The 25,601-nt window shown below is 55.3% G+C and carries 27 protein-coding genes; 10 read left to right on the forward strand and 17 right to left on the reverse strand.

The features are described from left to right. Positions 1 to 35 precede the first annotated feature (35 nt). From EJE49_RS02510 to tnpA, 3 genes are all read right to left on the reverse strand, one after another. Positions 36 to 569, reverse strand: coding sequence for a carboxymuconolactone decarboxylase family protein (locus EJE49_RS02510; protein WP_124948838.1), 534 nt, complete (start codon positions 567 to 569; stop codon positions 36 to 38). Between the two features lie 110 nt (positions 570 to 679). After that, positions 680 to 1,291 (reverse strand): TetR/AcrR family transcriptional regulator, encoded by a 612-nt coding sequence (locus EJE49_RS02515; RefSeq protein WP_124948839.1) that lies wholly within the window; start codon positions 1,289 to 1,291, stop codon positions 680 to 682. Positions 1,292 to 1,449: 158 nt separating this feature from the next. Beyond that, positions 1,450 to 1,866, reverse strand: a complete 417-nt coding sequence (gene tnpA / locus EJE49_RS02520; RefSeq protein WP_124948840.1) for an IS200/IS605 family transposase — start codon at positions 1,864 to 1,866, stop codon at positions 1,450 to 1,452. A gap of 21 nt (positions 1,867 to 1,887) precedes the next feature. On the opposite strand from tnpA, the gene EJE49_RS02525 reads away from it, so the two are divergent. Then, positions 1,888 to 3,105, forward strand: coding sequence for an RNA-guided endonuclease InsQ/TnpB family protein (locus EJE49_RS02525; RefSeq protein ID WP_124948841.1), 1,218 nt, complete (start codon positions 1,888 to 1,890; stop codon positions 3,103 to 3,105). Positions 3,106 to 3,176: 71 nt separating this feature from the next. Here EJE49_RS02525 and trmL read toward each other — a convergent pair whose 3' ends face one another. Further along, the gene (trmL, locus tag EJE49_RS02530; protein ID WP_124948842.1) at positions 3,177 to 3,641 is read right to left on the reverse strand and encodes a tRNA (uridine(34)/cytosine(34)/5-carboxymethylaminomethyluridine(34)-2'-O)-methyltransferase TrmL; all 465 of its coding nucleotides are present in this window, start codon (positions 3,639 to 3,641) and stop codon (positions 3,177 to 3,179) included. A 126-nt stretch (positions 3,642 to 3,767) separates the two neighbouring features. Between trmL and gshA the strand changes: the two genes are divergently transcribed. Genes gshA through ptsP form a run of 6 tightly spaced genes read left to right on the forward strand, consistent with a single transcriptional unit; the run spans position 3,768 to position 9,384 of the window. After that, positions 3,768 to 5,045, forward strand: a complete 1,278-nt coding sequence (gshA, locus tag EJE49_RS02535) for a glutamate--cysteine ligase (RefSeq protein WP_124948843.1) — start codon at positions 3,768 to 3,770, stop codon at positions 5,043 to 5,045. Next, positions 5,042 to 5,983: a glutathione synthase gene (gene gshB, locus EJE49_RS02540; protein ID WP_124948844.1), complete on the forward strand. Its 942-nt coding sequence runs from the start codon at positions 5,042 to 5,044 to the stop codon at positions 5,981 to 5,983. The genes gshA and gshB overlap by 4 nt, the downstream gene beginning before the upstream one ends. Continuing rightward, positions 5,974 to 6,999, forward strand: a complete 1,026-nt coding sequence (locus EJE49_RS02545; protein ID WP_124948845.1) for an FAD:protein FMN transferase — start codon at positions 5,974 to 5,976, stop codon at positions 6,997 to 6,999. The genes gshB and EJE49_RS02545 overlap by 10 nt, the downstream gene beginning before the upstream one ends. A gap of 3 nt (positions 7,000 to 7,002) precedes the next feature. Continuing rightward, the gene (locus EJE49_RS02550) at positions 7,003 to 7,413 is read left to right on the forward strand and encodes a PTS sugar transporter subunit IIA (RefSeq protein ID WP_124948846.1); all 411 of its coding nucleotides are present in this window, start codon (positions 7,003 to 7,005) and stop codon (positions 7,411 to 7,413) included. Continuing rightward, entirely contained in the window at positions 7,394 to 7,663 is a 270-nt protein-coding gene (locus tag EJE49_RS02555) for an HPr family phosphocarrier protein (protein WP_124948847.1), read from the forward strand. The genes EJE49_RS02550 and EJE49_RS02555 overlap by 20 nt, the downstream gene beginning before the upstream one ends. Beyond that, the gene (gene ptsP, locus EJE49_RS02560) at positions 7,660 to 9,384 is read left to right on the forward strand and encodes a phosphoenolpyruvate--protein phosphotransferase (protein ID WP_124948848.1); all 1,725 of its coding nucleotides are present in this window, start codon (positions 7,660 to 7,662) and stop codon (positions 9,382 to 9,384) included. The genes EJE49_RS02555 and ptsP overlap by 4 nt, the downstream gene beginning before the upstream one ends. Positions 9,385 to 9,388: 4 nt before the next feature. Here ptsP and merR read toward each other — a convergent pair whose 3' ends face one another. Further along, on the reverse strand, positions 9,389 to 9,799 hold the full coding sequence (merR, locus tag EJE49_RS02565) for a mercury resistance transcriptional regulator MerR (RefSeq protein ID WP_223246709.1): 411 nt from the start codon (positions 9,797 to 9,799) through the stop codon (positions 9,389 to 9,391). A 75-nt stretch (positions 9,800 to 9,874) separates the two neighbouring features. Here merR and merT point away from each other — a divergent pair, with 75 nt between their 5' ends. The 3 genes from merT to merA are packed head-to-tail and all read left to right on the forward strand — an operon-like array spanning position 9,875 to position 12,164. Further along, positions 9,875 to 10,225: a mercuric ion transporter MerT gene (gene merT, locus EJE49_RS02570; RefSeq protein ID WP_124948849.1), complete on the forward strand. Its 351-nt coding sequence runs from the start codon at positions 9,875 to 9,877 to the stop codon at positions 10,223 to 10,225. Between the two features lie 8 nt (positions 10,226 to 10,233). Continuing rightward, positions 10,234 to 10,536, forward strand: coding sequence for a mercury resistance system periplasmic binding protein MerP (merP, locus tag EJE49_RS02575; RefSeq protein WP_124948850.1), 303 nt, complete (start codon positions 10,234 to 10,236; stop codon positions 10,534 to 10,536). Beyond that, on the forward strand, positions 10,533 to 12,164 hold the full coding sequence (merA, locus tag EJE49_RS02580; protein ID WP_124948851.1) for a mercury(II) reductase: 1,632 nt from the start codon (positions 10,533 to 10,535) through the stop codon (positions 12,162 to 12,164). Before merP ends, merA begins: the two co-directional genes overlap by 4 nt. Here merA and EJE49_RS02585 read toward each other — a convergent pair. The 12 genes from EJE49_RS02585 to ppsA all read right to left on the reverse strand — a co-directional run bounded on the left by EJE49_RS02585 (position 12,136) and on the right by ppsA (position 25,514). After that, the gene (locus EJE49_RS02585) at positions 12,136 to 13,233 is read right to left on the reverse strand and encodes an acetate/propionate family kinase (RefSeq protein ID WP_124948852.1); all 1,098 of its coding nucleotides are present in this window, start codon (positions 13,231 to 13,233) and stop codon (positions 12,136 to 12,138) included. The two genes, merA and EJE49_RS02585, sit on opposite strands and share 29 nt — an antisense overlap. Then, on the reverse strand, positions 13,233 to 15,593 hold the full coding sequence (locus EJE49_RS02590) for a phosphoketolase family protein (RefSeq protein ID WP_189941700.1): 2,361 nt from the start codon (positions 15,591 to 15,593) through the stop codon (positions 13,233 to 13,235). Before EJE49_RS02590 ends, EJE49_RS02585 begins: the two co-directional genes overlap by 1 nt. Positions 15,594 to 15,702: 109 nt before the next feature. Beyond that, positions 15,703 to 16,743 carry an alpha/beta hydrolase family protein gene (locus tag EJE49_RS02595; RefSeq protein WP_189941634.1) on the reverse strand — a complete coding sequence of 347 codons (1,041 nt, stop codon included), beginning with the start codon at positions 16,741 to 16,743 and terminating at the stop codon, positions 15,703 to 15,705. A gap of 5 nt (positions 16,744 to 16,748) precedes the next feature. Then, on the reverse strand, positions 16,749 to 17,246 hold the full coding sequence (locus EJE49_RS02600) for a carboxymuconolactone decarboxylase family protein (protein ID WP_223246710.1): 498 nt from the start codon (positions 17,244 to 17,246) through the stop codon (positions 16,749 to 16,751). Between the two features lie 18 nt (positions 17,247 to 17,264). Further along, complete coding sequence (locus tag EJE49_RS02605; RefSeq protein ID WP_124948855.1) at positions 17,265 to 17,564, reverse strand: hypothetical protein; 300 nt, start codon at positions 17,562 to 17,564, stop codon at positions 17,265 to 17,267. 94 nt (positions 17,565 to 17,658) lie between these two features. After that, positions 17,659 to 18,513, reverse strand: coding sequence for a peptidase MA family metallohydrolase (locus tag EJE49_RS14480; RefSeq protein ID WP_124948856.1), 855 nt, complete (start codon positions 18,511 to 18,513; stop codon positions 17,659 to 17,661). A gap of 39 nt (positions 18,514 to 18,552) precedes the next feature. Next, positions 18,553 to 18,999 (reverse strand): DUF4260 domain-containing protein, encoded by a 447-nt coding sequence (locus EJE49_RS02615; protein WP_124948857.1) that lies wholly within the window; start codon positions 18,997 to 18,999, stop codon positions 18,553 to 18,555. Positions 19,000 to 19,158: 159 nt separating this feature from the next. After that, positions 19,159 to 19,461 (reverse strand): chaperone modulator CbpM, encoded by a 303-nt coding sequence (locus tag EJE49_RS02620; protein ID WP_124948858.1) that lies wholly within the window; start codon positions 19,459 to 19,461, stop codon positions 19,159 to 19,161. A 3-nt stretch (positions 19,462 to 19,464) separates the two neighbouring features. Continuing rightward, on the reverse strand, positions 19,465 to 20,403 hold the full coding sequence (locus EJE49_RS02625; protein ID WP_124948859.1) for a DnaJ C-terminal domain-containing protein: 939 nt from the start codon (positions 20,401 to 20,403) through the stop codon (positions 19,465 to 19,467). A gap of 13 nt (positions 20,404 to 20,416) precedes the next feature. Next, a complete protein-coding gene (locus EJE49_RS02630) occupies positions 20,417 to 21,655 on the reverse strand; it encodes an MgtC/SapB family protein (RefSeq protein ID WP_223246711.1) in 1,239 nt (412 codons plus the stop codon). A 41-nt stretch (positions 21,656 to 21,696) separates the two neighbouring features. Next, positions 21,697 to 23,082 (reverse strand): MBL fold metallo-hydrolase RNA specificity domain-containing protein, encoded by a 1,386-nt coding sequence (locus EJE49_RS02635; RefSeq protein WP_124948861.1) that lies wholly within the window; start codon positions 23,080 to 23,082, stop codon positions 21,697 to 21,699. Then, a complete protein-coding gene (ppsA, locus tag EJE49_RS02640; RefSeq protein WP_124948862.1) occupies positions 23,079 to 25,514 on the reverse strand; it encodes a phosphoenolpyruvate synthase in 2,436 nt (811 codons plus the stop codon). Before ppsA ends, EJE49_RS02635 begins: the two co-directional genes overlap by 4 nt. Between the last annotated feature and the right edge of the window lie 87 nt (positions 25,515 to 25,601).

The raw sequence follows: 25,601 nt of genomic DNA on the forward strand, positions 1-25,601 counted from the left end.
GGGCTGTTTATGGATAGCCGTTTATACACTGCAGCCTAGAAATCCCTTTCGATTTTCATGACGTTCAGGACAGTATCCCCGGCCAGCATATTCGCGCCGTGCGACAAGCCATCCAGAATATCTCCATCGCTCCAGCCATGCGCTCTCAGATCGGCAATGTCAGCCTTATTTACGGATAAGGAATCCGCAGTGGCTTTGACGACGAACAGCAACATGGCTTTATCCTTATCGGATAGTGGTGCATCGTGCGGGTTGTTTTTGGTAGCGGCGATTTGTTCAAGGCTTAAGCCACCCATGTTGATGAGCAAGGCTTCATTAAAGCCGACGCAATATTCGCAGTGTGTCTCTATCGAAACCAGCATGCGTATCATCGCCAGCAGGTTGAAACTCAAACTCGGGTGCTGCATGTAATAGCCGATGCTTTGCCAGTGGCTGGCTAATTGCGCCGGGCTGCTACTATAGGCTTGCAAGGCGTTGGGTACTGAACCGAATGCTGCGGCTATCTGGTCATAAATTTCCTTGACCTGACCTTGGGCATTTTCCGGTGTGACTGTGTTGAGTAATGGCATTGCTTTCTCCTTGAAAAAATATACCAACCATTTGGTATCTTATGAAACGATACTGTTCTCATATGAAAACAATATTACAACAACCAGATGCTTCAGCTATCCGGTTAAAACTATTTCATCAAACTTTGTACGTAGCCATGCAGCTGGGTCATGCACATGGAAAATGCGGCAGGGCATTGTTTGTTTTTGGCGATACTGAAACAGCCTTCCCATGCTGAGACGATAAACAGAGCGGCGGCCTGGCAATTAACAGTCGTTTTGATCACATCATGGGCTTGCCCATGCTCCAGCGCATTGCGTATCGATTGTTGCCAGGTTTCCAGTATGGCGTTCAGGTGATGGCGGAACTGTTCATCCAGCGGGCTCATCTCCTGCATCAGGTTATTCAGCGGACAGCCGAGCATGATGCCATCGTCACCCATGTATTTGTCCACCCCGGCAATAATTTCCAGTAGCGTCGCCACCGGATGTTCACTGCTGCGTAACTGTTCAAATACCAGACCGTCGAGCTGCGGGGCTATGATTTCATCAATGATGGCCAGCCCCAGCGCGTGCTTGGTGGGGAAGTGGTGATACAGCGCACCCTTGGTCAACTCGGTAGATTCAAGAATGTTGGCGATACTGGCACCCTGGAAACCTTGTCTATGGATTTCACAGAAGGCGGAAGCCAGTAGTTTTTCTCTGGTGACATCCTGTTGTCTGATTTTGGCTGAAGCGTTCATGGTTTAATTAGATACCGACCGGTATGGCTGTGTCAAGAGGTGGTGTAAAAAAGATTAAAAATATTGAATATGGGTAGTTTTGATCGGTTGCGCGGCAAACCTCGCCGTTCAGGACGGGGTCAAGAGCGCGGACGGCAAAGCCGTCCGGTTTGGTGCATTTAGTGAGGTGTCTGCTGCTGCTCGATGTACTGGCGGATAACTGCAATGGGCGCGCCGCCACAGCTACCGGCGAAGTAGGACGGCGACCACAACGCGCCGCCCCATAGTTTTTTACGGATGCTCGGGTAATTCTTCTTCCGAATCATTCGACTGGACACCCCTTTGAGGCTATTCACCAGCACCGATACCGCCAGCTTAGGCGGATAGTTCACCAGGAGATGTACGTGGTCATCCTCGCCGTCGAACTCCATCAATTCCGCTTCAAAGTCCATGCAGACGCTGGCGAACATCGGGCGCAGGTCGTCAAGAATTTCTTTTGTGAAGACTTCACGGCGGCATTTCGTTACAAAGACCAAATGCACATGCATGAGAAAAATGCAGTGTCTTCCATGGCGAATGTCGTTGTCATTACTCATAGACCAAACTATAATTGAACTATGCAACGCTTACAAGCCTACAAATACGAACTGATACCAGATGGCGCGCAAGAGCGCGATATGCGCCGCTTCGCTGGGTCGTGCCGGTTCGTCTACAACAAGGCGTTGGCGATGCAAAAAGAAAATCACGAAGCTGGAAACAAGTTCATCGGCTACGTCGCCATGGCGAAGCACTTGACCGGGTGGCGCAATGGCGCGCAAACGCCGTGGCTGAAAGACGCGCCCTGTCACCCATTGCAGCATGCCTTGAAAGATTTGGAGAAAGCATACAAAAACTTCTTCGCCAAACGCGCCGACATTCCGCGCTTCAAGCGTAAGGGCGGCGGCGAAGCTTTCCGCTACCCAGACCCGAAACAGATCAAACTCGATCAGGCCAACAACCGCCTCTTTCTTCCCAAGCTCGGTTGGCTGCGTTACCGCAACAGCCGCGACGTACTGGGCGAGGTGCGCAACGTCACCGTGAGCCAGTCGAGCGGCAAGTGGTTTGCGTCAATTCAGACGCAACGCGAAGTCGAACAGCCGCTGCCCACCGTGACGACGGCCATCGGTATCGATGTCGGCATTGCCCGGTTCGCCACGATGAGCGACGATAGCTTCATCGCGCCGCTTAACAGCTTTAAGAAGCATCAGCAACGCCTTGTGCGCTACCAGCGCCGCATGAGCCGCAAGGTCAAATTCAGCAACAACTGGAAGAAGGCGAAAGCCCGCGTCCAGAAGAATCACACCGGCATCGCCAATGCCCGCAAAGACTTCCTGCACAAAACCACAACGACGATCAGCCAAAACCACGCGCTCGTCTGTATTGAGGATTTGCAGGTACGGAACATGTCCAGGTCTTCCAAGGGCAGCAAAGAACAGCACGGCAAGATGGTGAAGCAGAAGTCCGGCCTGAACCGTGCCATTCTCGACCAGGGCTGGGGCGAGTTCAGGCGGCAGCTCGACTACAAGGTGTCGTGGAGCGGCGGCATGCTGCTGGCCGTGCCACCGCACAACACCAGTCGCACTTGCCCGTGCTGCGGTCACGTATCAAAAGACAATCGGCAAACACAAGCAAAATTCTTGTGCGTCGATTGCGGTTACGAAAATCACGCCGATGTCGTCGGCGCGATCAATGTGTTAGAGCGGGGATACCGCTTGTTAGCCTGTGGAGAGATGGCGCAGTCAGGTCGCTCTGCGAAGCAGGAACCCGCCGAAGCGACTCAAGCAGTCTTGGTTTGAGCGCCGTAGGAATCCCCGCCCTTTAGGGCGGGGAGGATGTCAATTGTATTAGAATCCGCAATGGCTTGCGATCAGACCCCGCCGGCAAAGCCATTCTGGCGCCAAGCTTCAAACACGACGATGGCGACGGTGTTGGATAAATTCAGGCTGCGGCTACTGGGCATCATCGGTAAGCGGATGCGTTGCTCGGTATTGAATTCGGCCAGTATCTCAGCAGGAAGGCCGCGTGTTTCGGGGCCGAACAGCAGCACATCGTTGGGCTGGAATGCACAGTCGGCAATGCTGCTGGAACCTTTGGTGGTGAGCGCAAAAATGCGACGATCGCCAAGATGCTGGCGGCAAGTTGTCCAATCCGGGTGGATGTGGAGACTGGCATATTCGTGGTAATCTAGTCCGGCTCGGCGTAATTGTTTGTCTTCGAGCGTAAAGCCTAGCGGTTCGACCAGATGCAAGGTACAGCCGGTATTGGCAGCAAGACGAATGACGTTACCCGTATTAGGTGGAATTTCAGGTTGAAAAAGCACGATATGGAACATATATTGAGGGCTGTTTGCTGGAAATGCGTTATTAAACCGCCAAGCCGGATAATACGCAAAGTGAATTTCGAGTAAGTTTGCCGGATGTCGGGCACCTGGTTATACAAATGATAAAAGAGGCATCGCATGGTTCCACATTTAACAACCGCATTAACTGGCCCGTTGCTGGAGCTGGAGCGTCATGTTTTAGCGTCAACGCCCAAAATCGAACGCTGGTTCCGCTCGCAGTGGCAGGAGCATGAAGCGCCGTTTTATACCTCGGTAGATTTGCGCAACAGCGGCTTCAAGCTGGCGCCGGTTGATACCAATCTGTTTCCCGGCGGGTTTAATAACCTGAATGCGGACTTCATTCCGCTGGCGGTACAGGCGGCAATGAGCGCAGTCGAGAAAATCTGCCCTGATGCACAAAGCTTGCTGTTGATTCCTGAAAATCACACCCGCAATCTGTTCTATCTGCAAAATGTGGCGCGGCTCGCCAGTATTCTGCGCCAGACAGGTCTGGAAGTTCGCATCGGCAGCCTGATTCCGGATTTGACCGAGCCTTTGGTGCTGGCGCTGGCGGAAGGCGAAACCTTGACGCTGGAGCCGGTGATACGCCGTGGCAACCGCGTAGGCTTGAGCGATTATGATCCGTGTGCGATCTTGCTGAATAATGATCTGTCAGCCGGTGTGCCGGAAATTTTGAAGAATATCGAACAATCCTTGCTGCCGCCGCTGCATGCCGGCTGGCACGTACGCCGTAAATCGCACCACTTCTCCGCATATAACCAGGTGGCACTGGAATTTGCCGAGCTGATCGACATTGATCCGTGGCTGATTAATCCGTATTTTGCCACGTGCGGCGAAATTGATTTCCAGGCGCGGCAAGGTGAAGAGTGCCTGGAAAAACACGTTACTTTCATGCTGGAAAAAATTCGCCTCAAATATGAGGAATACAACATTGATGCCGCACCGTTCGTGATTGTGAAGGCAGATGCCGGTACATACGGCATGGGCATCATGACCGTAAAAGACCCGTCGGAAGTGCGCGATCTCAACCGTAAACAGCGCAACAAGATGGCGGTAGGCAAAGAGGGTTTGCAGGTGTCCGAAGTGATCATTCAGGAAGGTGTCTATACGTTTGAAAGCATAGACGATGCGATTGCTGAGCCAGTGGTGTATATGATGGATCACTTTGTGGTCGGTGGTTTTTATCGCGTGCATACCGGGCGAGGTATTGACGAGAATCTCAACGCGCCGGGCATGCATTTTGTGCCTTTGGCATTCGAAACACCATGCTGTACGCCGGATCAGCAAGCTAACCCGGATTCTGTGCCGAACCGTTTCTATACCTATGGCGTGGTTGCGCGGCTGGCAATGCTGGCTGCTTCGATTGAGTTAGAACGTACAAGGCCAATAGCATGAAAATAGCTTTTATAATTGACCCCGTCAGCCAGCTTAAAGCCTATAAAGACAGCAGCGTAGCCATGATGCGCGAGGCGGCTGCACGCGGGCATACGCTGCATGTGTTGCGGCAGGAGGACATGCTGCTGCATGATCAGCAAGTGCTGGCGCTGGCAAAACCCCTGCATCTGCTACATGATGCCGAACACTGGTATAGCCTGGGCACGGTGGAGAAAATCGCGCTGCACCAGTTCGATGCGGTGATCATGCGCAAAGATCCGCCGTTTGATACCGAATATTTGTACAGCACGCATTTGCTCGAGCTGGCGACAGTGCAGGGCGCGCGGGTGTTTAACCGCCCCTCGGCATTGCGTGATTTTAACGAGAAGCTCGCCATTGCGCGTTTTCCGCAATTTACGGCACCGACGCTGGTCAGTTGCCGGGCTGAAGTGATCAAGGCATTTTTGCACGAGCATGGCGATATTATCTTGAAACCGCTGGATGCAATGGGTGGTTCGGAGATATTCCGGGTGCGTAGCGGCGAGGTCAATCTTAACGTCATTATTGAAACACTGACCCGGTTGGGGCGGCGTACGATCATGGCGCAACGCTATATCCCGGAAATCAGCGCAGGCGACAAACGCATATTGCTGATTGACGGCGTGCCTGTGCCTTATGCACTGGCACGGATTCCTGCTGAAGGCGAAACGCGTGGCAATCTGGCCGCAGGCGGACGTGGCGTGGCTCAGCCTCTGTCAGCGCGCGATCTGGAAATCGCCACCACTATCGGCGCTGTCTTGCGTGAGCTGGGACTGTTCCTGGTAGGGCTGGATGTGATCGGTGATTATCTTACCGAAATCAATGTTACCAGCCCAACGGGTTTTGTCGAGATCTCGTTGCAGACTGATTGCAATGTGGCGGCGCTGTTCATCGATGCGCTGGAGCAGCGATGCCGCTAACCCGGCTACGCTGGGTGCTGTTGCTGGTTGTGCTGTTGCTTGCGGGTTGTGGCAAGCCGGCGCTGTACAGTCAGGAAAGTTATGTGTTTGGTACCCGGGTCGAAGTCAGCATCTACGGCGAACCCGAAGACAAGGCGCGGCGCGTGACGGCGCAGGTGTTGCGTGATTTCGACCAGATGCACCATAGCTTGCATGCCTGGGAGCCGGGCACGCTGGCACGGATGAACCAGATATTCAGCCTCAGCCCTGCGCAGGCCGCTATTGCGCCGGGCATGATCCCGGTCATTCGTGATGCCACGCAGTATTCGATACAGTCGGGCGGGTTGTTCAATCCGGCCATCGGCAATCTGATCCATCTGTGGGGATTCCAGTCCGATCATTTCGAAGCGAAATTGCCTGACCCGGCGGCCATACAGGCACTGGTAAAAGCCAATCCGCAAATGCAGGACATCGTGGTCAACGGCATCATGTTCCATAGCAACAATCCGGCAGTACGGCTGGATCTGGGGGGCTACGCCAAAGGCTATGCGCTGGATCTGGCTGCAGCCTACTTACGCTCGCAAGGTGTGCACAATGCGCTCATCAATATCGGCGGCAATATCATGGCGCTGGGCAAACATGGCGATCGAGCCTGGCGCGTCGGCATCCAGCATCCGCGCAAACCCGGCCCGATTGCAACGCTGGATCTGCGCGATGGTGAGGCGATAGGTACTTCAGGAGATTATCAGCGCTTCTTTGAGCTGGACGGCAAACGCTATTGCCATATCATCGATCCGCGTACCGGCTGGCCGGCTCAGGGTGTGCAGGCGGTGACGGTACTGCTTGCACCCGGCCCCCATGCAGGTACACTATCGGATGTGGCAAGCAAGCCAATTTTTATAGCAGGCGTAAGCGGCTGGCAGCAGGCCGCACAACAAATGGGGATTACTCAGGCGATGCTGATTGATGCAGCTGGCAAGGTTCATCTGACGCCTGCGATGCAGAAACGTTTGAGTTTTGAAGCAAATAAGGAATAGCTGATGATAGGTATACTCGTCGTCGCGCACGGTACGTTGGGTGAAAGCCTGATTCAATGTGCGACGCATGTATTAGGTAGTCGCCCGCCATTAGTGGCGGCACTGGATGTGTCTGCACAGACGCAGCTTTGCATGCTCGGTGAGGCAGAGCAATTGCTGGTGGAGCTGGATCAGGGGGATGGTGTGTTGCTGTTGTCCGATGTCTATGGGGCAACACCGTGCAATACCATGTGCCGTTTGCTGGTCCCGGGCAAGGTGGAAGGTATTGCCGGAGTCAATCTCCCAATGTTGATGCGTGCCATTACTTATCGTCAGGAACCCCTCGAGTCATTGGTGAAAAAAGCCGTGACCGGCGGGCAGGAAGGCATTTTATATATCTCACCGGAGTTTTGTGATGCTGCAACAGGACGTTGAAATTTGTAACAAATTGGGATTGCACGCGCGTGCGTCCGCCAAGCTGACACAAACTGCAGGGCAGTTTCAAAGTGAAATCTGGATCACACGCAATCAGCGTCGGGTGAATGCCAAAAGCATCATGGGGGTCATGATGCTGGCTGCAGCCAAAGGCACGGTGGTGCAACTGGAAACCAATGGTCTCGACGAGCAGCCGGCGATGACTGCGCTGCTGGCATTGATTAACGACAAGTTTGGGGAAGGCGAGTGAGTTTTACTCTGCATGGTATTGGTGTATCTGCCGGTATCGCCATTGGCGTAGCCCGGCTGGCTTCGCACAGCCGTATCGAAGTCGCGCATTATGTCCTGTCCCAGCAATATCTGGATAAGGAAATAGCGCGCTTTGAGGATGCAGTCACCACCGTGCGTCAGGAAATGGAAGTGCTGCGTACGCAGATTCCGGCAAATGCGCCTGCTGAACTGCCGGCTTTCCTCGACATGCATCTGATGATCCTGAATGATTCCATGCTGTCGGAAGTGCCGAAACAACTGATCCGTAGCCAGCAATGCAATGCTGAGTGGGCGTTGACCCAGCAGATGGAACAGCTGGTTGACCAGTTTGAAGCGATCGAAGATCCGTATCTGCGTGAACGCAAAACCGACGTAGTGCAAGTGGTCGAACGGGTGCTCAAGGTGTTATTAGGGCAGCCGGATAATTTGCCATCGGTAGAGAGTACGCTGGCCGACAGTATCCTGGTGGCACATGATCTGTCACCTGCCGACATGATCGGTTTCAAGCGCTCGCAGTTTGCGGCGTTTATTACCGATGCCGGTGGTGCGACGTCGCACTCTGCGATTCTGGCACGCAGCCTGAATATTTCTTCGGTAATGGCGCTGCATAACGCGCTTAACCTGATTCGTGATAATGAAATCATTATTGTCGATGGCGATCAGGGTGTGGTTATCGTCGATCCTGACGATGCCGAGCTGGAAGAGTATCAGCTGCGTAAAGAGCAGTGGGAAATCGAACATCAGAAACTCAAGCGCATTACCACCAGCCGTGCCGCCACACTGGATGGCGTGGATATCGAATTGCATGGCAACATCGAATTGCCGCAGGATATCGCCGCCGTAAAAGAATCCGGGGCGACCGGCATAGGCTTGTTCCGCAGTGAATTCCTGTTCATGAACCGTGTTGATCTGCCCACTGAAGATGAGCAGTTTGCAGCCTATCGTGAAGTGGCCGCCGCGATGAATGGCATGCCGGTCACCATCCGTACCCTGGACGTCGGTGCCGACAAGCCTTTAGGTGAGTTGACCGAACATACGCTCAATCCTGCCTTGGGCCGGCGCGCGATACGCCTGTGTTTGTCTGAGTTGCCGCTGTTCCATACCCAGCTCAGAGCCATCTTGCGCGCCTCGCATTATGGCAAAGTAAAAATTCTGATCCCGATGCTGTGCAATCTGGTCGAGTTGCGCCTGACGTATGCTGCGCTAGATCGTGCCAAGGCCAGTTTGACAGCTGAAAATATCCCGTTTGATACAGCGGTAGAAGTGGGCGGCATGATAGAGATTCCGGCTGCGGCGTTAATGGCGCAGGCTTTTGCCGAGCGTATGGATTTTCTCTCCATCGGCACCAACGATCTGATTCAGTACACGCTGGCCATCGACCGTGCCGATGACAGTGTTTCCTATTTGTATGATCCGATGCACCCCGCGGTGCTGCAATTGATCGCCATGACGCTGCGGGCCGGAGAAAAAGCCGGCAAGCCGGTGTCGGTGTGCGGTGAAATGGCCGGCGACCCCAAGCTGACACGTTTGCTGATCGGGCTGGGCTTGCGTCGCTTCTCCATGCAGCCAGCCAGCGTGCTCAGCGTAAAACAGCAGATATTAAAAACCCACAGTAGCGAAACCACGATACTGGTGCAAAAAATCCTCAAGGCCACGGATACCGACAAGCTGGAAAATCTGCTGGCACGGCTGAATCAGTAACGCATTACGGCTGCTCGTCTTCACCCAGACTATCAATAATCGGGCAGCCGCGTCCTCCGGTCGTTTGCGCACATGACGCAACCAGCTTCTGCAGCGTCTGCTGTATCGCTGCCAGATCAGCCATTTTATCAGCAACGATGGCAAGTTTTTTCTCGGCTAATTCTCTGGTTTCAGTGCAATGTTTGTCATCCGCCAGTCCGAGCAGTAACCTGATTTCGTCCAGCGAGAATCCCAGACGCTGGGCGCGCTTGATGAAGCGCACCCGTTTCAGACTGTCACCGGTATAGCGGCGGATAGTGCCGTAACTGCGTTCCGGAACCGGCAGCAGGCCGATGCGCTGATAGTAACGGATGGTTTCGACATTGACATTGCCGGCCTTCGCCAGCGCGCCGATCGTTAATTCATCTTTCATCATAAAATTCGCTTGTCTCCGTACCTGACTCCGTACTTAAGATTAGCATATCTTATCTTCATGGAGACCGTCGTGGGAATGAATTCAACGAAATCAGGGGCGTATTCACTGATTGCCGGTGGTATAGCGGCAATCCTGGCTTCAGCCTGCTGTCTGGGACCTCTGGTGCTAGTGCTGCTTGGATTTGGTGGTGCGTGGATGTCGAATCTGCAAGTGCTGGAACCCTTCCGCCCATTCACGTTAGGTATTGCCATTGTGTTTCTGGTATTGGCCTACCGCAAGCTATGGCAACCGGCAGCGACCTGTGAGACCGGCACGCTATGTGCCGTGCCGCGTACCCAGCGCATGTACAAAATCCTGTTCTGGCTGGTCGCAGCGCTCATCGTCATTTCCATCAGTTCCCCTTACCTTGCACCCCTTTTCTACTAGGAGCTATCATGAAAAAAATCATCTCGGTTGTTGCCACCTCTGTAATCGGCGTAATGTTCTTTTCCGCGTCAGCGCTGGCTGCTGTCAAAACCGTTACCTTGAGCGTGCCCGGCATGTATTGTGCAGTGTGTCCGATTACGGTAAAGAAGGCTTTGCAGAAAGTGCCGGGCGTTGCCAAGGTAGATGTGTCGCTGGAGAAAAAAGAAGCAGTGGTCAGCTATGACGACAGCAAGGCCACTGTTACCAACATGCAGGACGCGACATTCGAAGCGGGTTACCCGTCTGAAATCAAAGCGGATAAAGCCAAATGAATAGCTATGTGTTCGACGTGGCGGGCATGACCTGCGACCATTGTGCGACATCCATAGAGCGTAGCTTGCGCGAACTGGATGGGTTGGTGCAGGTCAAGGTTTCCTATGCCGAGGGTAAGGCGCGGGTCGAAACCCGGGATGAACTCAACGCCGCAACTGTTGCCGCCGTTATCGAAGCACAAGGTTATGGCGTGAAGCTGGCTAATACAGCAGAAGCGGCTACGGGCGGTTCTGCTTTGCGTATTGCCGTGATCGGCAGTGGCGGGGCCGCCTTTGCTGCAGCAATCAGAGCTGCTGAAGGCGGTGCGCAAGTGACGCTGGTTGAACGTGGCGTCACCGGCGGCACCTGCGTCAACGTTGGCTGTGTCCCTTCCAAAATCATGATCCGGGCTGCACACATTGCCCATCTGCGCGCCAGCAGTCCATTTGATGCCGGCATCGAAGCCTGTACGCCGCAGATTAATCGCAAGGTACTGCTCGCGCAACAGCAGGGGCGTGTGGAAGAACTGCGCCATGCCAAATATGAAGGCATATTGGACAGCAACCCCAATATCAGTCTGGTGCGGGGTTTTGCGCGCTTCAAGAATACAGAAACCCTGACGGTGGATTTGGACGCAGGCGGCAGTCGCGAGATTGCTTTTGACCGTGTGCTGATCGCTACCGGTGCTTCGGCGCGTATTCCCGAGGTGCCGGGTCTGGTCGAAACGCCGTTCTGGAGCTCGACGGAAGCGCTGGCGACAGATGAATTGCCGCAACATCTGCTGGTGTACGGTGGCTCGGTGATTGCGCTGGAACTGGCGCAGGCGTTCCTGCGGCTTGGCAGTCAGGTGACGCTGGTGGCGCGTTCCGGTTTGTTATCGCAGGAAGATGCCTTGATCGGGGAAACGCTGCTCACGTTGCTCGAAGCTGAAGGCATGCGTGTGCTCACCGAGCAGACTGTGAAAAGCGTCAAACATGCTCATGGGCAATTTACTCTGGACTTGGGGAGCGAGTCAGTCAGTGGCGACCGCTTGCTGGTAGCTGCGGGACGGGTGCCGAATACCGCCGGGATGGGGCTGGAACATATCGGCGTCAAGTTAAATGCGAGTGGCGCTATCGTTGTGGATGAGTGCTTGCGTTCCTCCGTGGCCACTATCTTCGCGGGTGGCGACTGCACCAGCAACCCTGCTTTCGTGTACGTGGCAGCCGCTGCTGGCACACGTGCTGCCGCCAATATGCTGGGTGGTCATGAAGTGCTGGATCTGTCCATCGTGCCGGCTGTGGTCTTTACGGATCCTCAGGTAGCCACCGTGGGCATGTCTGAGGCCGAAGCTCTGCATCAGGGTTTCGAGGTAGAAACGCGTATCCTTACGCTGGATAATGTGCCGCGGGCACTGGCCAATTTTGACACGCGAGGCTTCATCAAGCTGGTGGCGGACAAGGTCAGCGGACGTTTGCTCGGCGTGCAGGCGTTAGCGCCGGAAGCAGGTGAATTGATCCAGACGGCTGCGCTCGCCTTACGTGCGCAGATGACGGTGAAAGAGCTGGCGTCACAGTTTTTCCCTTATCTGACCATGGTCGAAGGCCTGAAGCTGTGTGCGCAAACCTTTAACAAGGATGTTAAGCAACTGTCGTGTTGTGCTGGATAAGTGTGCTGACCAATTGACGGATCATGCCTTCCTCATCGGCGGGGATGATCAGCACGGGTTTGCTGTCTACCGTGCTAATTTGCAGCGCGTTGCCTGAATTGGCATTGCTGTTGAGCTGAAAGCCCAGAAAACGCAACGGTTCACACACCTTGGTACGTACCAGCGGCGCGTGTTCACCGATGCCGGCGGTGAACACCAGTGCATCGATGCCGCCGGCTTTGGCAGCCAGTGCACCGATAGCGCCGCGTACCTGCTGGCAGAAATACTCCACCGCAAATTGCGCCGCGGCGCTGTCACTTGCCAGCAGTTGCGCCATGTCACTGCTTTCCCCTTCGGATAATGCAATCAGCCCCATGCGCTGATACACCAGATCGTTGAGTTCGGCGGGCGGATAGCGCTCCGCCAACGTCAGCATCACTCCGGGATCCAGGTCGCCACTGCGCGTGCCCATGGGGATGCCGCCGGCGGGTGTGTAACCCATGGTGGTGTCCACCGATTGCAGATTTTGCAGCAGACACAGACTTGCCCCGTTGCCCAGATGCGCCACCACGATGTTACCGCTGGCGGCGTCACCCAGCAGGGCGGGCAGACGCTGCGCGATGTGAGCGTAATTGATGCCGTGAAAGCCGTAGCGGCGTAAGCCCAGCTCACTGGCTATAGGCAGGCGCTGTGCCAGTGGTGGCAGGGTGGCATGGAAGGCGGTATCGAAACAGGCAATTTGCGGCACAGCAAAATGCGCGCGGCATAAATCCACTCCCAGCAAGTTACCCGGCAGGTGCAGCGGTGCCAGTGCGACCAGCTGTTGCAGGCGTGCCCGCTCGGCGTCATCGATCAGCCGGGCCGGTGTGGTGACTTCGCCGCCATGCACCAGACGGTGACCGACTGCCACTGGCTGGTCGCTGCCCATATCGCGCAGCAGGGCGTCAAAGGCGTAGCGGTGATCGTGTGGAAAACCCTGGCCGATATGTTCGTAGCGGAAATCCTGACGCGTACCGTCAGCGCGAAACAGACTGGCCTTGAGTGACGATGAGCCGCTGTTGATGGTGAGTATGGGGGCAGTCGTCGTCATTAATAGCGCCAGGTCCAGTCGCGGATTTCCGGCATATCCTCGCCATGACGTTCGATATAGTGTTTGTGCTCGATGATGCGATCACGCATGGCCTGCTTGATATGCGCAGCGCGGTGCTGCATTTTTGGCACGCGATCGACGACATCGATGACCAGATGGAAACGGTCAAGATCGTTCAGCACCACCATGTCGAATGGTGTGGTGGTGGTGCCTTCTTCCTTATAGCCACGCACATGCAGATTATCGTGATTGGTGCGGCGATAGGTGAGGCGATGAATCAGCCACGGGTAGCCGTGATAGGCGAAGATGATAGGCCTGTCGGTGGTGAACAGTGCATCGAAATCCATGTCCTTCAAACCGTGCGGGTGTTCTTCGCAAGGTTGCAGCGTCATCAGATCGACTACGTTAACGAAGCGTATCTTGAGTTCGGGTGCCAGCTGGCGCAGCAAATCGACTGCCGCCAATGCTTCCAGTGTCGGCACATCGCCGCAGCAGCCCATTACCACATCCGGCGTGTCATCCTGATCGTTGCTGGCCCATTCCCAGATGCCGATACCCGCGGTGCAATGCTTGATTGCCGCATCCATCGACAGCCATTGCGGCGCCGGCTGTTTGCCGGCAACGATGACGTTGACGTAGTTGCGGCTCTTCAGGCAGTGATCGGCTACGGAGAGCAGGGTGTTGGCGTCAGGCGGCAGATAGACGCGGATAATTTCGGCTTTCTTGTTGACTACATGGTCGATAAAGCCAGGGTCCTGATGTGAAAAGCCGTTATGGTCCTGCCGCCACACATGCGAGGTGAGCAGGTAATTGAGCGAGGCAATCGGTCGCCGCCAGGGGATTTCCTGGCTAGTTACCTTGAGCCATTTGGCATGCTGGTTGAACATCGAATCGATCAGGTGAATGAACGCTTCGTAGCACGAGAACCAGCCGTGGCGGCCGGTAAGCAGGTAGCCTTCCAGCCAGCCCTGACAGGTGTGCTCGGAGAGGATTTCCATGACCCGGCCATCCGGGGCGAGGTGGTCGTCAGTTGGCAGCAGCTCGGCTTCCCAGGTGCGCTGGGTGACTTCAAACAATGCGCCGAGACGGTTGGAAGCGGTTTCATCCGGGCCAACGACGCGAAAATTATGCATGTTGTTGCGCATCACGTCGCGCAGAAAATTGCCCAGCACGCGGGTGGCTTCAGCTTCGCTACGGCCGGGCTGGGTCACTGCCACGGCATAGTCACGGAAATCAGGCAGGCGCAACTCGTGTAGCAGGATGCCGCCATTGGCATGCGGGTTAGCACCCATGCGCCGCGTACCTGCGGGTGCCAGCGCAGCGAGTTCCGGCAGCAGCGTGCCGTGGCTGTCGAACAGCTCCTCGGGCACATAGGACTTCATCCAGGTTTCCAGTAGCTGCACATGCGCAGGCTTGCTCGCCATCTCTGATAGCGGCACTTGATGTGAGCGCCATGAGCCTTCGGTCTTGAGGCCGTCGACTGTCTTGGGGCCGGTCCAGCCCTTGGGTGAGCGCAGTATGATCATCGGCCAGATCGGGCGGGTGGTATTGCCGTCCTCGCGTGCCTGACGCTGTATTTCCCGAATTTCGGCGATCACCGTATCCACCGTCGCTGCCATAAGCTGGTGCATCAGAGCCGGGTCGTCGCCTTCGACAAAATACGGTTTGTAGCCGTAACCGACGAACAGCTGACTGAGTTCGTCATGGCTGATGCGCGCCAGTATCGTGGGATTGGCGATCTTGTAGCCGTTCAGATGCAGGATAGGCAACACCGCGCCATCGGTAACCGGGTTGAGAAATTTGTTGGAATGCCATGCTGTCGCCAGCGGGCCGGTTTCTGCCTCGCCATCACCCACCACGCAGCAAGTGATCAGGTCGGGATTATCGAATACCGCACCATAGGCATGCGACACCGCATAACCCAACTCACCACCTTCGTGTATCGAGCCGGGCGTTTCCGGTGCAGCGTGGCTGGGAATGCCACCGGGGAAAGAGAACTGGCGGAACAGGTGCTTCATCCCCAGTTCATCTTGCGAAATGTTGGGGTAAAACTCGCTGTAACTGCCTTCGAGATAGGTGTTGGCAACCACCGCCGGGCCGCCATGACCGGGGCCGGCAATGAACACCATATTCAGGTCGTCGCGGCGGATCACGCGGTTCATGTGCGCATAAATGAAATTCAGCCCCGGCGTGGTGCCCCAGTGCCCGAGCAGGCGCGGCTTGATGTGTTCGATGCTGAGAGGCTCTTTTAATAGCGGATTATCCAGCAGGTAAATCTGCCCGACCGAGAGATAGTTGGCAGCGCGCCAGTAGCGGTGGATGAGGTCCAGTTCGGAAGCGGAAAGCGGTTGCGACTGCATCATGCCTATCTCCAGATGGTTTTGTCGTTTTAGTATAAACCGATGCTGTGACATTGCGGTGACCATATGCAGGTAAATGCCAAAATGTCCGTGGCTTATTACCCGCTCATTATCGATATTGCCGAGTGGCAAGTTGCCTAATGAAAAAGGCGGTGATCTTCTGATTAACTTCCGGAACTTCATTGACGCGATCAAAGCCTTGCGGGTCGGCAATGAGTTTCGCTACCAGTCCGCTGCGATCAGGTGGAAGGGGTGATAACAATGCGCCATGTCCACCGTTTTTGAAATCGGCTACCCGTTCGCATGTCGTACATACCTTTAAAATTGCGTCACTATGATATTTTGGTACCAGCCACTTATCCTGACGTGCAGTAATTATCCCCAGATGTACCTTGGGTGTTGCCAGTGATGCGGTATCAAAATCGGCTGCAAAAGGGACCCCGGCAACAATCGCTGTGATTCGGGAATCGGTGTGCTGATACCATGTGTTATCCGTCAATTTATAATCAATCACCCAACGTGCGACAGCCGTCTTGATACCGTCAAAAATGCCGCCGGTAAGTTGTGTCGTCAGACCTGCGCATGCCTGAAAATCATCGGTAATATGGGCCTCGCAATGCCGCTGCAGTTGTGCAGGCGACCAACGCCCACCGGCAAGGGTGAGCGCAGTGTGGCCGCCTGCGGACATGCCATACATACCCACTTTGTCCAGAGCCAGCAGCGGTCGAAATCGCGCGTCATCGGCCATTATGTCGATGGCTCGGGATACCTCAAGTGGTCGTCGTTTCCAGCTCGGTGGCCCGGGTTCGCTGTCGTCTTTGTAGTTGTCGGCGTAGTGCTCCGGTAGTGCTACGATGAAACCCGCATCCACCAACGTGTGTGACAGGTCAAAATATACCCACGGGGATGCTGGTGATCCGTGTGAGATGACGATCAACCGGCCATTACCCCGTATGGGCACGCCATCCAGCGCAACGTCAAACATAAAAGGCCCGCGTTGGACTGGCGAGCTCGGACTGTCGGAAGGATAGAAGACGGTGACAGGCCCGCCGTTGGTAGTATGGATTTCAGTCAGACCTGTCGCAGCATTTGCAGCGAATGTCAGCACCATCAAGGCAATGGAGGCGATGAGTCGAACAAGCGCGAGCATGGTTGTTAATCTTTTTGACCAGCAGCATCACGCTCTGCAAAGACTTCCTTCGCTGCGAAGGTGCCGTTGAGCGCGGCAGGAAAGCCGGCATAGACAGCCATTTGGATCATGATCTCAACGATCTCCTGTCTGGTGCATCCGACATTGAGCGCGCCATGAATATGAACTTTGAGTTGCGGCAGCGCATTGCCAAGAGCAGCTAAGGCAGCGACGGTTGCGATCTCTCGTTCTTTAAGAGAAAGTACACCACGGGAATAAACATCGCCGAAAGGGAATTCGATGGTGTAACGAGCGAGATCGGGTGCTATGTCTTTCAGAGCTTCAATTACTCGTTCACCTGCATGACCATCAATTTCCTTGAGTTTTTCCAAACCACGTTTGTAGCGATCAGAGTCCATAATTATCACGCCAAAATTTGAAGTTAAGATGCGAAGAGTACCGTTAAAGTACCAACAATAAAACAGGTAGAACCAGGCTGCATAACTCTTGAAAGTGCTATGCATTTCCTGCTGTCTGCGTATTCAGTCGAGTATGTGGCTGTTACGTGCCAGCAGGATGATGGTCGTGGCTAAGATCAGTACTGCAGTTGCACCCCCAATTTGCCAGCGTTGGCGAGTTGGGGATGTCAGCGCCAGCACCAGCAGCCCCAGGCTGATAAGCGCGACCGGGTAAGCGCCAACCACCATGAATTGCACCGGTGCGCTAGCGTTACTCTCTGGCCCCAGCGAATACAGTCCGAAGCAGCCAAAGCTGGGCACCGCGACGACGAGGATAATGGCAAACAGACGGCGTATCAGTGGATTAGTGTTTATTTTATTCATCTTCTCAAATTCTGGTAACGTTATCTGAGATAAGTGTTAAGTGTATTTCGAGGCTGGTCTGGTAACCCCATGTGGCCACTCCCGGCGATACTGGTTAGTTAAGTTTAGTGGTCACTGCAGCAGTTCCGTGAGCAGGTTCGGCGAGGTAGCTGCTGGACAGAAAACGTAACCATAAGGAAGCCAGGTTTTCATGATATGACAAATTGATAGCTTCGGAGAATGTGATTTTCGCTGCAATGGCGTGGAGCAGCCTCTGAAATGCCTTGGGGTCGCTGTCATGCAGGAAGCCGACAAACAAGGCTGCCTGCCTGTAATACATGTGCGGAGTCAGGCCGTAAGAAGATGCGCTTTTTGGGAATGCAGCCCATTGCGATTCATCGGGGTTGAATCGTTTTCCCTGCAATAATGCGACAGTGGCATCTTGCACGGATATGGTTTCCGCGCCGCCTCCATTTGACACAAAAGTAGCAAGGCCCTCGTGAAACCAGCTCGGTACACGCGCCCACGCCAGCGATCCCATCTGTAATTGCAGGTTGAGATGCGACAACTCGTGTATCAGTATGCCTTTGGTCCGGTCGGGGGTAGCTAATAGTTTTGGCGAAAGATTCAGACGCCCCAGTGACACAGCGCCTGCTGCATATATTACTGCACCGCTGTGTGCGGAAAAGCTTTCGGCAGAATTGTATGTATAGATTACGACGGGAGAAGTGAAACTGGAAAATTGCGCCCGCTCGACAATGGCTATTGCATCTGACAGGAGCGGGGCGATGCGATTCGCCAGCTCTCCAGACCCCGGTTCGCACCATATTCTTGGATCAGGCGTGCATTGAGTAAATGAGATTTTGGGTTGTATCCATGCATTCGCAACCCGAACCAGAGTGCACCCGTTCAAGCTCAGAGCGCTGGCGGCAAGTAAAATCACATATACCGGGTGTCGTGACAGAAACATAAAGTTTAGTGTGAGTCTGTTGCGATGACGCCGTGTAATTCAAGCTGGCGTAACAGGGTTTGATCGCGGTGAATCCGCATAGTCCACTGCCGGTGTAAGTTCACTGCCAGAAATGCGCCCAATGCGGCCAAGATGTGTAAAGCTAAAGCCCTCTGAAGATTTGAGTCCGTAACCGAGCGCTCTGTCGAAACCGATGTGAGCACACCAGATCATGCCGGCATAAAGCAATACCGGGGCTGGAAGTACGAGGCCCGCCACAACGCAAGCAACCGCACCTATATAGGAGTGCGCCGCATTGTAACTAATGGCACCAGACTTCGGGCCGGCAAGATAGCCGAGGAATGAAATGTCGGGTGCAAGGAAGAAAAGTGCAAACGTACTCCAGCCAGCGCCGAATTTCGAGTATGCCACTACAGCCGCAATGAGCACACACAAGCCTTCGAGCCGCAGTACGAGACGCACACCACCATTTATTGAACCTGACATGAGATGTCCTTTAAAGTTGGTTGTAAAAATCAGTAAATCCGTAAGGGAGACTAATTAATCCATCCGTTCAGAGTGTATCATGTATCTCGATTGCCTCAGGATCCAAAAATGAGCCCTGCTGGAACTGAATCGGGAAAGTCCGAAAATACAGGAATAATATTACAAATCAATTAGATCGTTATCGATGCGGCTAACCTGACCGCGCAGCCGTTCAATCTCTTCCATCATATCCACTACCAACGCCGCCAGCTCCGGGTTGGCATCAAAGCTGCGTTCGATGTTGAGCAGGCGGCGGGCGCGGGTGAGCTCGGCGCTGCTGTAGCTGGCTTTATCTGCATTCATGGGCAGGGTACACAGTAAGCCGGCTTGCACTCGCTCCACAATCCATTCCTGGCTGACGCTGCAGCTATGCGCCAGGTCGGCCAGGTTCAGCTTGATGTCACCGATGATGATAGTGGTCATGGTTCATGCTCCCATTGTGTCACGGGGGTTGAAGGCAAGTTCGCGTGCCATGGTTTCATACAGCTGGCGGGCGGCTTCAGTGTCAGCAGGTGGCAGTACCACTTCCAGCAGCAGGTACAGGTCGCCTGCCGGGTCGCCGGGGATGCCGCGCGCCTTGAGCCGTAACTTGCGCCCGGTCTGGGAATTGGCTGGGACTTTGACCTGTACTGAACCGGATGGCGTGACGACTTCGACGCTGGCGCCGAGCGCGGCTTCCCACGGCGTGACCGGTACAGTCTGGAAGACGTCGCGGCCTTCGGTGCGGAAACGGGCATCAGGTTTGAACTGGATTTCCAGATACAGGTCGCCCGCAGTGCCGCCGCCGATGCCGGGGCTGCCCTGTCCGCTCAGGCGGATATGCTGGCCGGCCTTGACGCCTTTGGGAACGCGTACGTTGATGGCATGCTCTTTGGTGTAAACGCGGCCTTGCGCATCGGTCGTCGGCGATTGCAGCGTGATGGTACGGGTGGCACCATCATAGGCATCCTGTAATTCAATGACGATCTTGGCGTGACGATCTTCGCCGCGCGCCTGATACTGGCTGTGGCGTCTGCCGCGTCCGGCCTGGCCGAACAGGTTGGCAAAGAAGTCGCTGGTATCGCCCATGTCTGCACCGGAGAACCCGCCGCCGGAGAATTCGAATCCGGCATCCCAGTTCGGAGGCGGCTGGAAATCCTGGCCGGGTCGGTAGCCCTTGCCGACCTGATCATAGGCGGCACGTTTTTCCGGGTCGGACAGTACTTCATTGGCTTCGTTGACCTCTTTCATTTTTTTCTCGGCATCGGCTTCCTTGCTGACGTCGGGATGGTATTTGCGCGCCAGCTTGCGGTAGGATTTCTTGATTTCGTCGGCGGTGGCAGTTTTGTCGACGCCAAGTATTTGGTAGTAATCTTTGAATTGCATGGAGTGCCCCTGATTATTTCAGATAAACGTAACTGATAGAGATGATGCCAATGAAACCCAGCCAGAGCGCCGCAGGCATGACGGTGTGATTACGCGCCAGGGCTGTCGTATAGGCGGCCTTGAGCAGGTTGTTGCTGGCGGTGGCAATGATGATGGCGGTGGTAATCAAATTCAGGTCGATGCTGTATTTACCTGCCAGTAAGGCGAGGATGAACGGATCGATATCGCTGAAGCCTATGGCGAAAGACAGCCAGTGTAACCCGGCGCTGCCGTAGTGGGTGATGACTTGCTGCGTCAGGCCGGCAAAAAAGATAAACAGCACCGCAAACAGGATGGCGGTGGTGAATTCCAGCGGGTGGCGCACCGGCGTAGCCATGTCGTCATCCTTGTTGCTGATGCTGGCCACGCGCCGGTACAGCCACCAGACGATCAGTATTGAAGTAATAATCACCACGGCAAAAGGCAGCGCCAGCTGTAACGCGATACTGGTGTGGCCGAGGATGAGGATCAGTGCCATCAGCCGCAGGTACATCATCGCCGTCGCCAGGATGATGGCGGGGGCATAGAGGCGATCACTGGCGGTAGCGTTTTGCGCGCGGCGACTGAGTACCACGGTAGCCGCGGTGCTGGAATACAGTCCGCCGAGGATACCGGCCAGCAGCACACCGTTATTGGGGAAGAAGTAAGTCTGGGCGGCATAGCTCAGGTAGGAGATGGTCGACACGACGACGACCGACAGCCACAGCTGGCTATAGGTGACGCTGATGAAACTGGCGATGGGCTGATCGGGCAGCATGGGCAGGATCAGCCCGGCCATGATCATGAATTTGGCCAGCGTTACCGCTTCGGTGCTCTGGAAAGTGTCGGAGAAGCGGCGGATGCCGGGCTTGCCGCCGAGCAGCAGCAATACCACCACCACATACAGGATCAGCAGCCATAGCGGCTGCTGCAGCGCCAGCGGGCCGAGCAGATAGGTCAGCAGCGCGATGAAGGTTGGCAGCAGGCTTTGCTCGCCTGCAGCCAGCCGGTTCCAGTATTGCAGTGCCAGCAAGCCGGAGATGATGAACAGGCCGGCCATGAACAGCCACAAATGCGGGTCGAGTGCGGCGAGCACAAAGCCCATTACCGCCAGCAGCGTCAGGGTACGGGTAGTGCCGAAGCCCAGGTCTTTGTTGCGGGCGTGGCGATAGCTGTGGACTTCCAGTCCGATAACGAAGCCGAATAATACGGTGGCGACGAGCGCCACAAGCATGGGGGGGATTTCTGGAAAGATGAACATAGGGTATGGCTGTATTAGAGATCGAAAACCTGATTGCGCAGGGGCATGTGAACTTCGGTGTTTTTCAGGCGGCTGGAAAAGCTCTGCATCACCTCTTCTTCACCGTGTACCAGGAAGGTGCGGGCGGGCTTGATGTGATGATGCCACGCCAGCAATTCATCACGGTCAGCATGGGCAGAAAAGCCGTTGATAGTATAGATTTTAGCTTTGACCGCAATCTCTTCGCCAAATATTTTGACTTTCTGCGCACCGTCAATGATTAGCCGCGCCAGTGTGCCCTGTGCAGCAAAGCCGACAAATATGACGCTGGAATCCTTGCGCCACAGGTTGTGCTTGAGATGGTGGCGTACCCTTCCACCGGTACACATGCCGGATCCGGCCATGATCACTGCTCCGCCCACTACCGTGTTAATGGCCATGCTTTGTGCGGTTTCGCGGGTAAAGTGCAGGCCGGGCAGGCTAAAAGGGTCGTTGCCGGCATGGAACAGCGCCGCCGTGCTTTTCTTGTAGCAATCCGGATACTGCTTGAATATTTCAGTGGCGGAGATTGCCATCGGCGAATCCAGAAATACCTGCATGCTGCGTGGCAGCACGCCTTGTTCTACGCCTTCACGCAAGAAGAACAGCAACTCCTGGGTGCGCTCCAGAGCGAAAGTCGGAATGATGATATTGCCGCCGCGCTGCAAGGCATCGTTAATGGCATCGTACAACTCGGTGATGGATTCCGGCAGGGAACGATGCAGCCTGTCGCCATAGGTGGTTTCCATCACCACGACATCGGCATGTTGCGGTGGTGTCGGGTCGCGTAGCAGTTTTCTGCCCGCGTTGCCCAGGTCCCCGGAAAAAACCACTTTGCGGTTTTTTTTACCTTCTGTGAGGTTCAGGAAAATACTGGCTGAACCTAAAATGTGGCCGGCATCCAGAAAAGTGGCGCTAATGCCATGGGCGATATCGATAGCATGGTCGTACTTGGCACTACGCCCGAAGTATTCCAGTGTGTTGAGCGCATCCAGCGTGGTGTACAGCGGTTCATCGCCATCCTGTTCGCCATGGCGCTTGTGTTTGCGTGCCCGGTAACGGGCTTCGTCTTCCTGCAAACCGGCGGCATCCATCATGACCACACGGGCCAGGGCGCGGGTGGCGGCAGTGGTGATGATTTCGCCGCGAAAGCCGCGTTTGACCAGCAATGGCAGCCGTCCGCAGTGATCGAGGTGGGCATGGGTGAGCAGTACGTAATCGATGGTGGCCGGGTCAAAGCCGAACGGTTCGCTGTTTTCTTCGTCCAGTTCATGCCCGCCCTGATACATGCCGCAATCGATCAGGATGTTTTTACCGGCACACACGATCATGTGGCACGAGCCGGTAACGCCGCGATCGGCACCATGAAAGGAAAGGTTCATTTTGAATCTCCTGATTGGCTGCGCGGTGCGCGCCCCAGCTTGGCTTCCAGCGCGAGGATGCTGCGCGTGGTGGCAAGCACGCTGTCTGGGTTAAGGCTGATAGAGTCGATGCCGAGTTCAACCAGAAATTCCGCCATCTCCGGGTAGTCGGACGGCGCCTGACCACACAGGCCGGAATGGATGCTGTTTCTGCTGCAACCCTCGACGGCCATGCGGATCATGGCTTTCACGCCGTCGTCACGTTCATCGTAATCAAAGGCGACGATCTCGCTGTCGCGGTCGACGCCCAGCGTGAGCTGGGTAAGGTCATTGGAGCCGATGGAAAAACCATCGAAGCGCGAGGCAAACTGGTCGATGAGGATGACGTTATTCGGCACTTCGCACATGGCATAGACCTGCAAGCCGTTATCGCCACGCTTTAGGCCGAATTCGGCCATTTTGGCAAGGACCAGGTCGGCTTCGGCGACGCGGCGCACGAACGGCAGCATGAGGATGACGTTGGTCAGCCCCATTTCCTCGCGTACCCGTTTCATCGCCAGACATTCCAGCTTGAAGCCATCAGCATAGGCGGGGTGGGCGTAGCGTGAGGCACCGCGAAAACCGATCATCGGGTTGGCTTCATCCGGCTCGAAATCCTTGCCGCCCAGCAGCGACGCATATTCGTTGGATTTGAAGTCGGACATGCGCATCACCACTGGTTTGGGGTAGAACGCGGCCGCCAGTGTGCCCACGCCTTCGGTCAGTCTGGCGATGAAGAAATCCGCGCCACTTTTATAACCGTGGGAGAGCGCGATAATCTGCTCGCGCACTGCCGGATCGGTGATACGTTCGGGGTAGAGCAATGCCATCGGGTGCGCCTTGATGGCCTGGGTAATGATGAACTCCATGCGCGCCAGACCGACGCCGTCATTGGGCAGTTGCGCCGTTTTGAACGCCAGATCGGGATTGCCGATATTGATCATGATCTCCGTTGCCGGGCGCGCTAACTGCGCGAGATCGGTCTGCTCGACGTGGTAGGGAATGTCGCCACGGTAGACATCCCCAATGTCGCCTTCTGCGCAGGATACGGTCGCCAGTTCGCCGTTGTGCAAGGCAGTGGTGGCATGATCGGCACCGACGATGGCAGGAATGCCGAGTTCGCGGGCGATGATGGCGGCATGGCAGGTACGCCCGCCGCGATTGGTGACAATGGCAGCCGCGATTTTCATTACCGGCTCCCAGTCAGGCGACGTGGTGTCGGCGACGAGGATTTCCCCCGCCTGAAATTCGGATAGATTGGCGACATCGCTGATGATGCGGACTTTGCCGCTGGCGATGCGCGCGCCGACTGCGCGACCGGTAATTGCCAGTTCGCCGCTGCCGTCAAGATGAAAGGTTTCCAGCAGGTTGGCGGCACGCTGCGAGGTCACGGTTTCCGGACGGGCTTGCACCATGTACAGCTCGCCATCGAGGCCATCCTTGGCCCATTCCATATCCATAGGGCGGTCATGGCCGATTTTTTGCGAGTAGTGGTTTTCCACTTTCAGTGCGTAGTCGGCCAGCGTCAATACGTCGGTATCGCTGATGCAGTAGCGTGCCTGATCGGCTACTGGCGTGGGAATATTGACCGTAGTGATGCCAGCCTGCGTAGCGCTATAGGTCATCTTGATTTTTTTGCCGCCCAGTCGCCGGCGCAGCACCATGCGGTGGCCCAGATTGAACGTGGGTTTGTGCACATAGAATTCATCCGGCTCCACCGTGCCTTGCACCACGTTTTCACCCAGGCCATAGGCGGCTGTGATAAACACCACATCACGAAACCCGCTTTCTGTATCCAGCGAAAACATGACTCCGGAGGCAGCAATGTCGGAACGCACCATTTTCATGACGCCGATAGACAAAGCGATTTTGAAATGATCGAAGCCCTGATCTACACGGTAATGAATGGCACGGTCGGTAAACAGGCTGGCGAAGCAATGCTTGCAGGCGTCGAGTAGTGCATCATCGCCGCTGATGTTGAGGTAGGTGTCCTGTTGTCCGGCAAAGCTGGCCGTGGGCAAGTCTTCGGCAGTGGCCGAACTGCGTACTGCCAGACTGAGCGTGTCGCCGTATTCAGCCTTGAGCTGGGTATAGGCGAGCAGGATTTGGGAACTGATATTTCCTGAAAGCGGGGCGTTATAAATGATGTCGCGGGCGCGAGCGCCGCGCCGGGCCAGATCGACGACATCCTCCGGGTTGAGCGCATCGAGTGCATCATGCAGCGCGGCACTGACCCCGGGCTGCGCCAGCAAGTCATGATAGGCATCGGCGGTAATGGCAAAACCGTTGGGTACTTTTACGCCCTGTGAGGTGAGTTCGCGGTACATCTCGCCCAGCGAGGCATTTTTTCCGCCGACGAGAGCGATGTCTTCAATGGTGATATCTTCAAACCAGCGGATGTAATTGTTATCCATTTCGACCTCCAGAGCTTACCTGATGCTGCGTTATGGTTATTAGTCCAGTATATGCCAAATGTTTCGGGGGGCGCTATAAATCCATTT

Origin of the sequence: Sulfuriferula thiophila (genome assembly GCF_003864975.1) — a bacterium.
Lineage (GTDB): Bacteria > Pseudomonadota > Gammaproteobacteria > Burkholderiales > Sulfuriferulaceae > Sulfuriferula > Sulfuriferula thiophila.

Bases quoted from the DNA above. Each gene is read 5' to 3' on its own strand.
- EJE49_RS02600 (WP_223246710.1), bottom strand. From the start codon at position 17,246: ATGCATAGCACTTTCAAGAGTTATGCAGCCTGGTTCTACCTGTTTTAT.
- trmL (WP_124948842.1), bottom strand. From the start codon at position 3,641: ATGTTCCATATCGTGCTTTTTCAACCTGAAATTCCACCTAATACGGGT.
- EJE49_RS02555 (WP_124948847.1), top strand. From the start codon at position 7,394: ATGCTGCAACAGGACGTTGAAATTTGTAACAAATTGGGATTGCACGCG.
- EJE49_RS02620 (WP_124948858.1), bottom strand. From the start codon at position 19,461: ATGACCACTATCATCATCGGTGACATCAAGCTGAACCTGGCCGACCTG.
- EJE49_RS02585 (WP_124948852.1), bottom strand. From the start codon at position 13,233: ATGACGACGACTGCCCCCATACTCACCATCAACAGCGGCTCATCGTCA.
- EJE49_RS14480 (WP_124948856.1), bottom strand. From the start codon at position 18,513: ATGTTTCTGTCACGACACCCGGTATATGTGATTTTACTTGCCGCCAGC.
- EJE49_RS02590 (WP_189941700.1), bottom strand. From the start codon at position 15,593: ATGCAGTCGCAACCGCTTTCCGCTTCCGAACTGGACCTCATCCACCGC.
- EJE49_RS02615 (WP_124948857.1), bottom strand. From the start codon at position 18,999: ATGTCAGGTTCAATAAATGGTGGTGTGCGTCTCGTACTGCGGCTCGAA.
- EJE49_RS02525 (WP_124948841.1), top strand. From the start codon at position 1,888: ATGCAACGCTTACAAGCCTACAAATACGAACTGATACCAGATGGCGCG.
- ppsA (WP_124948862.1), bottom strand. From the start codon at position 25,514: ATGGATAACAATTACATCCGCTGGTTTGAAGATATCACCATTGAAGAC.
- EJE49_RS02545 (WP_124948845.1), top strand. From the start codon at position 5,974: ATGCCGCTAACCCGGCTACGCTGGGTGCTGTTGCTGGTTGTGCTGTTG.
- EJE49_RS02515 (WP_124948839.1), bottom strand. From the start codon at position 1,291: ATGAACGCTTCAGCCAAAATCAGACAACAGGATGTCACCAGAGAAAAA.
- merA (WP_124948851.1), top strand. From the start codon at position 10,533: ATGAATAGCTATGTGTTCGACGTGGCGGGCATGACCTGCGACCATTGT.
- EJE49_RS02635 (WP_124948861.1), bottom strand. From the start codon at position 23,082: ATGAACCTTTCCTTTCATGGTGCCGATCGCGGCGTTACCGGCTCGTGC.
- gshA (WP_124948843.1), top strand. From the start codon at position 3,768: ATGGTTCCACATTTAACAACCGCATTAACTGGCCCGTTGCTGGAGCTG.
- merR (WP_223246709.1), bottom strand. From the start codon at position 9,799: ATGATGAAAGATGAATTAACGATCGGCGCGCTGGCGAAGGCCGGCAAT.
- EJE49_RS02510 (WP_124948838.1), bottom strand. From the start codon at position 569: ATGCCATTACTCAACACAGTCACACCGGAAAATGCCCAAGGTCAGGTC.
- gshB (WP_124948844.1), top strand. From the start codon at position 5,042: ATGAAAATAGCTTTTATAATTGACCCCGTCAGCCAGCTTAAAGCCTAT.
- EJE49_RS02595 (WP_189941634.1), bottom strand. From the start codon at position 16,743: ATGCTCGCGCTTGTTCGACTCATCGCCTCCATTGCCTTGATGGTGCTG.
- EJE49_RS02605 (WP_124948855.1), bottom strand. From the start codon at position 17,564: ATGAATAAAATAAACACTAATCCACTGATACGCCGTCTGTTTGCCATT.
- merP (WP_124948850.1), top strand. From the start codon at position 10,234: ATGAAAAAAATCATCTCGGTTGTTGCCACCTCTGTAATCGGCGTAATG.
- tnpA (WP_124948840.1), bottom strand. From the start codon at position 1,866: ATGAGTAATGACAACGACATTCGCCATGGAAGACACTGCATTTTTCTC.
- EJE49_RS02625 (WP_124948859.1), bottom strand. From the start codon at position 20,403: ATGCAATTCAAAGATTACTACCAAATACTTGGCGTCGACAAAACTGCC.
- merT (WP_124948849.1), top strand. From the start codon at position 9,875: ATGAATTCAACGAAATCAGGGGCGTATTCACTGATTGCCGGTGGTATA.
- EJE49_RS02630 (WP_223246711.1), bottom strand. From the start codon at position 21,655: ATGCTTGTGGCGCTCGTCGCCACCGTATTATTCGGCTTCGTTATCGGA.
- EJE49_RS02550 (WP_124948846.1), top strand. From the start codon at position 7,003: ATGATAGGTATACTCGTCGTCGCGCACGGTACGTTGGGTGAAAGCCTG.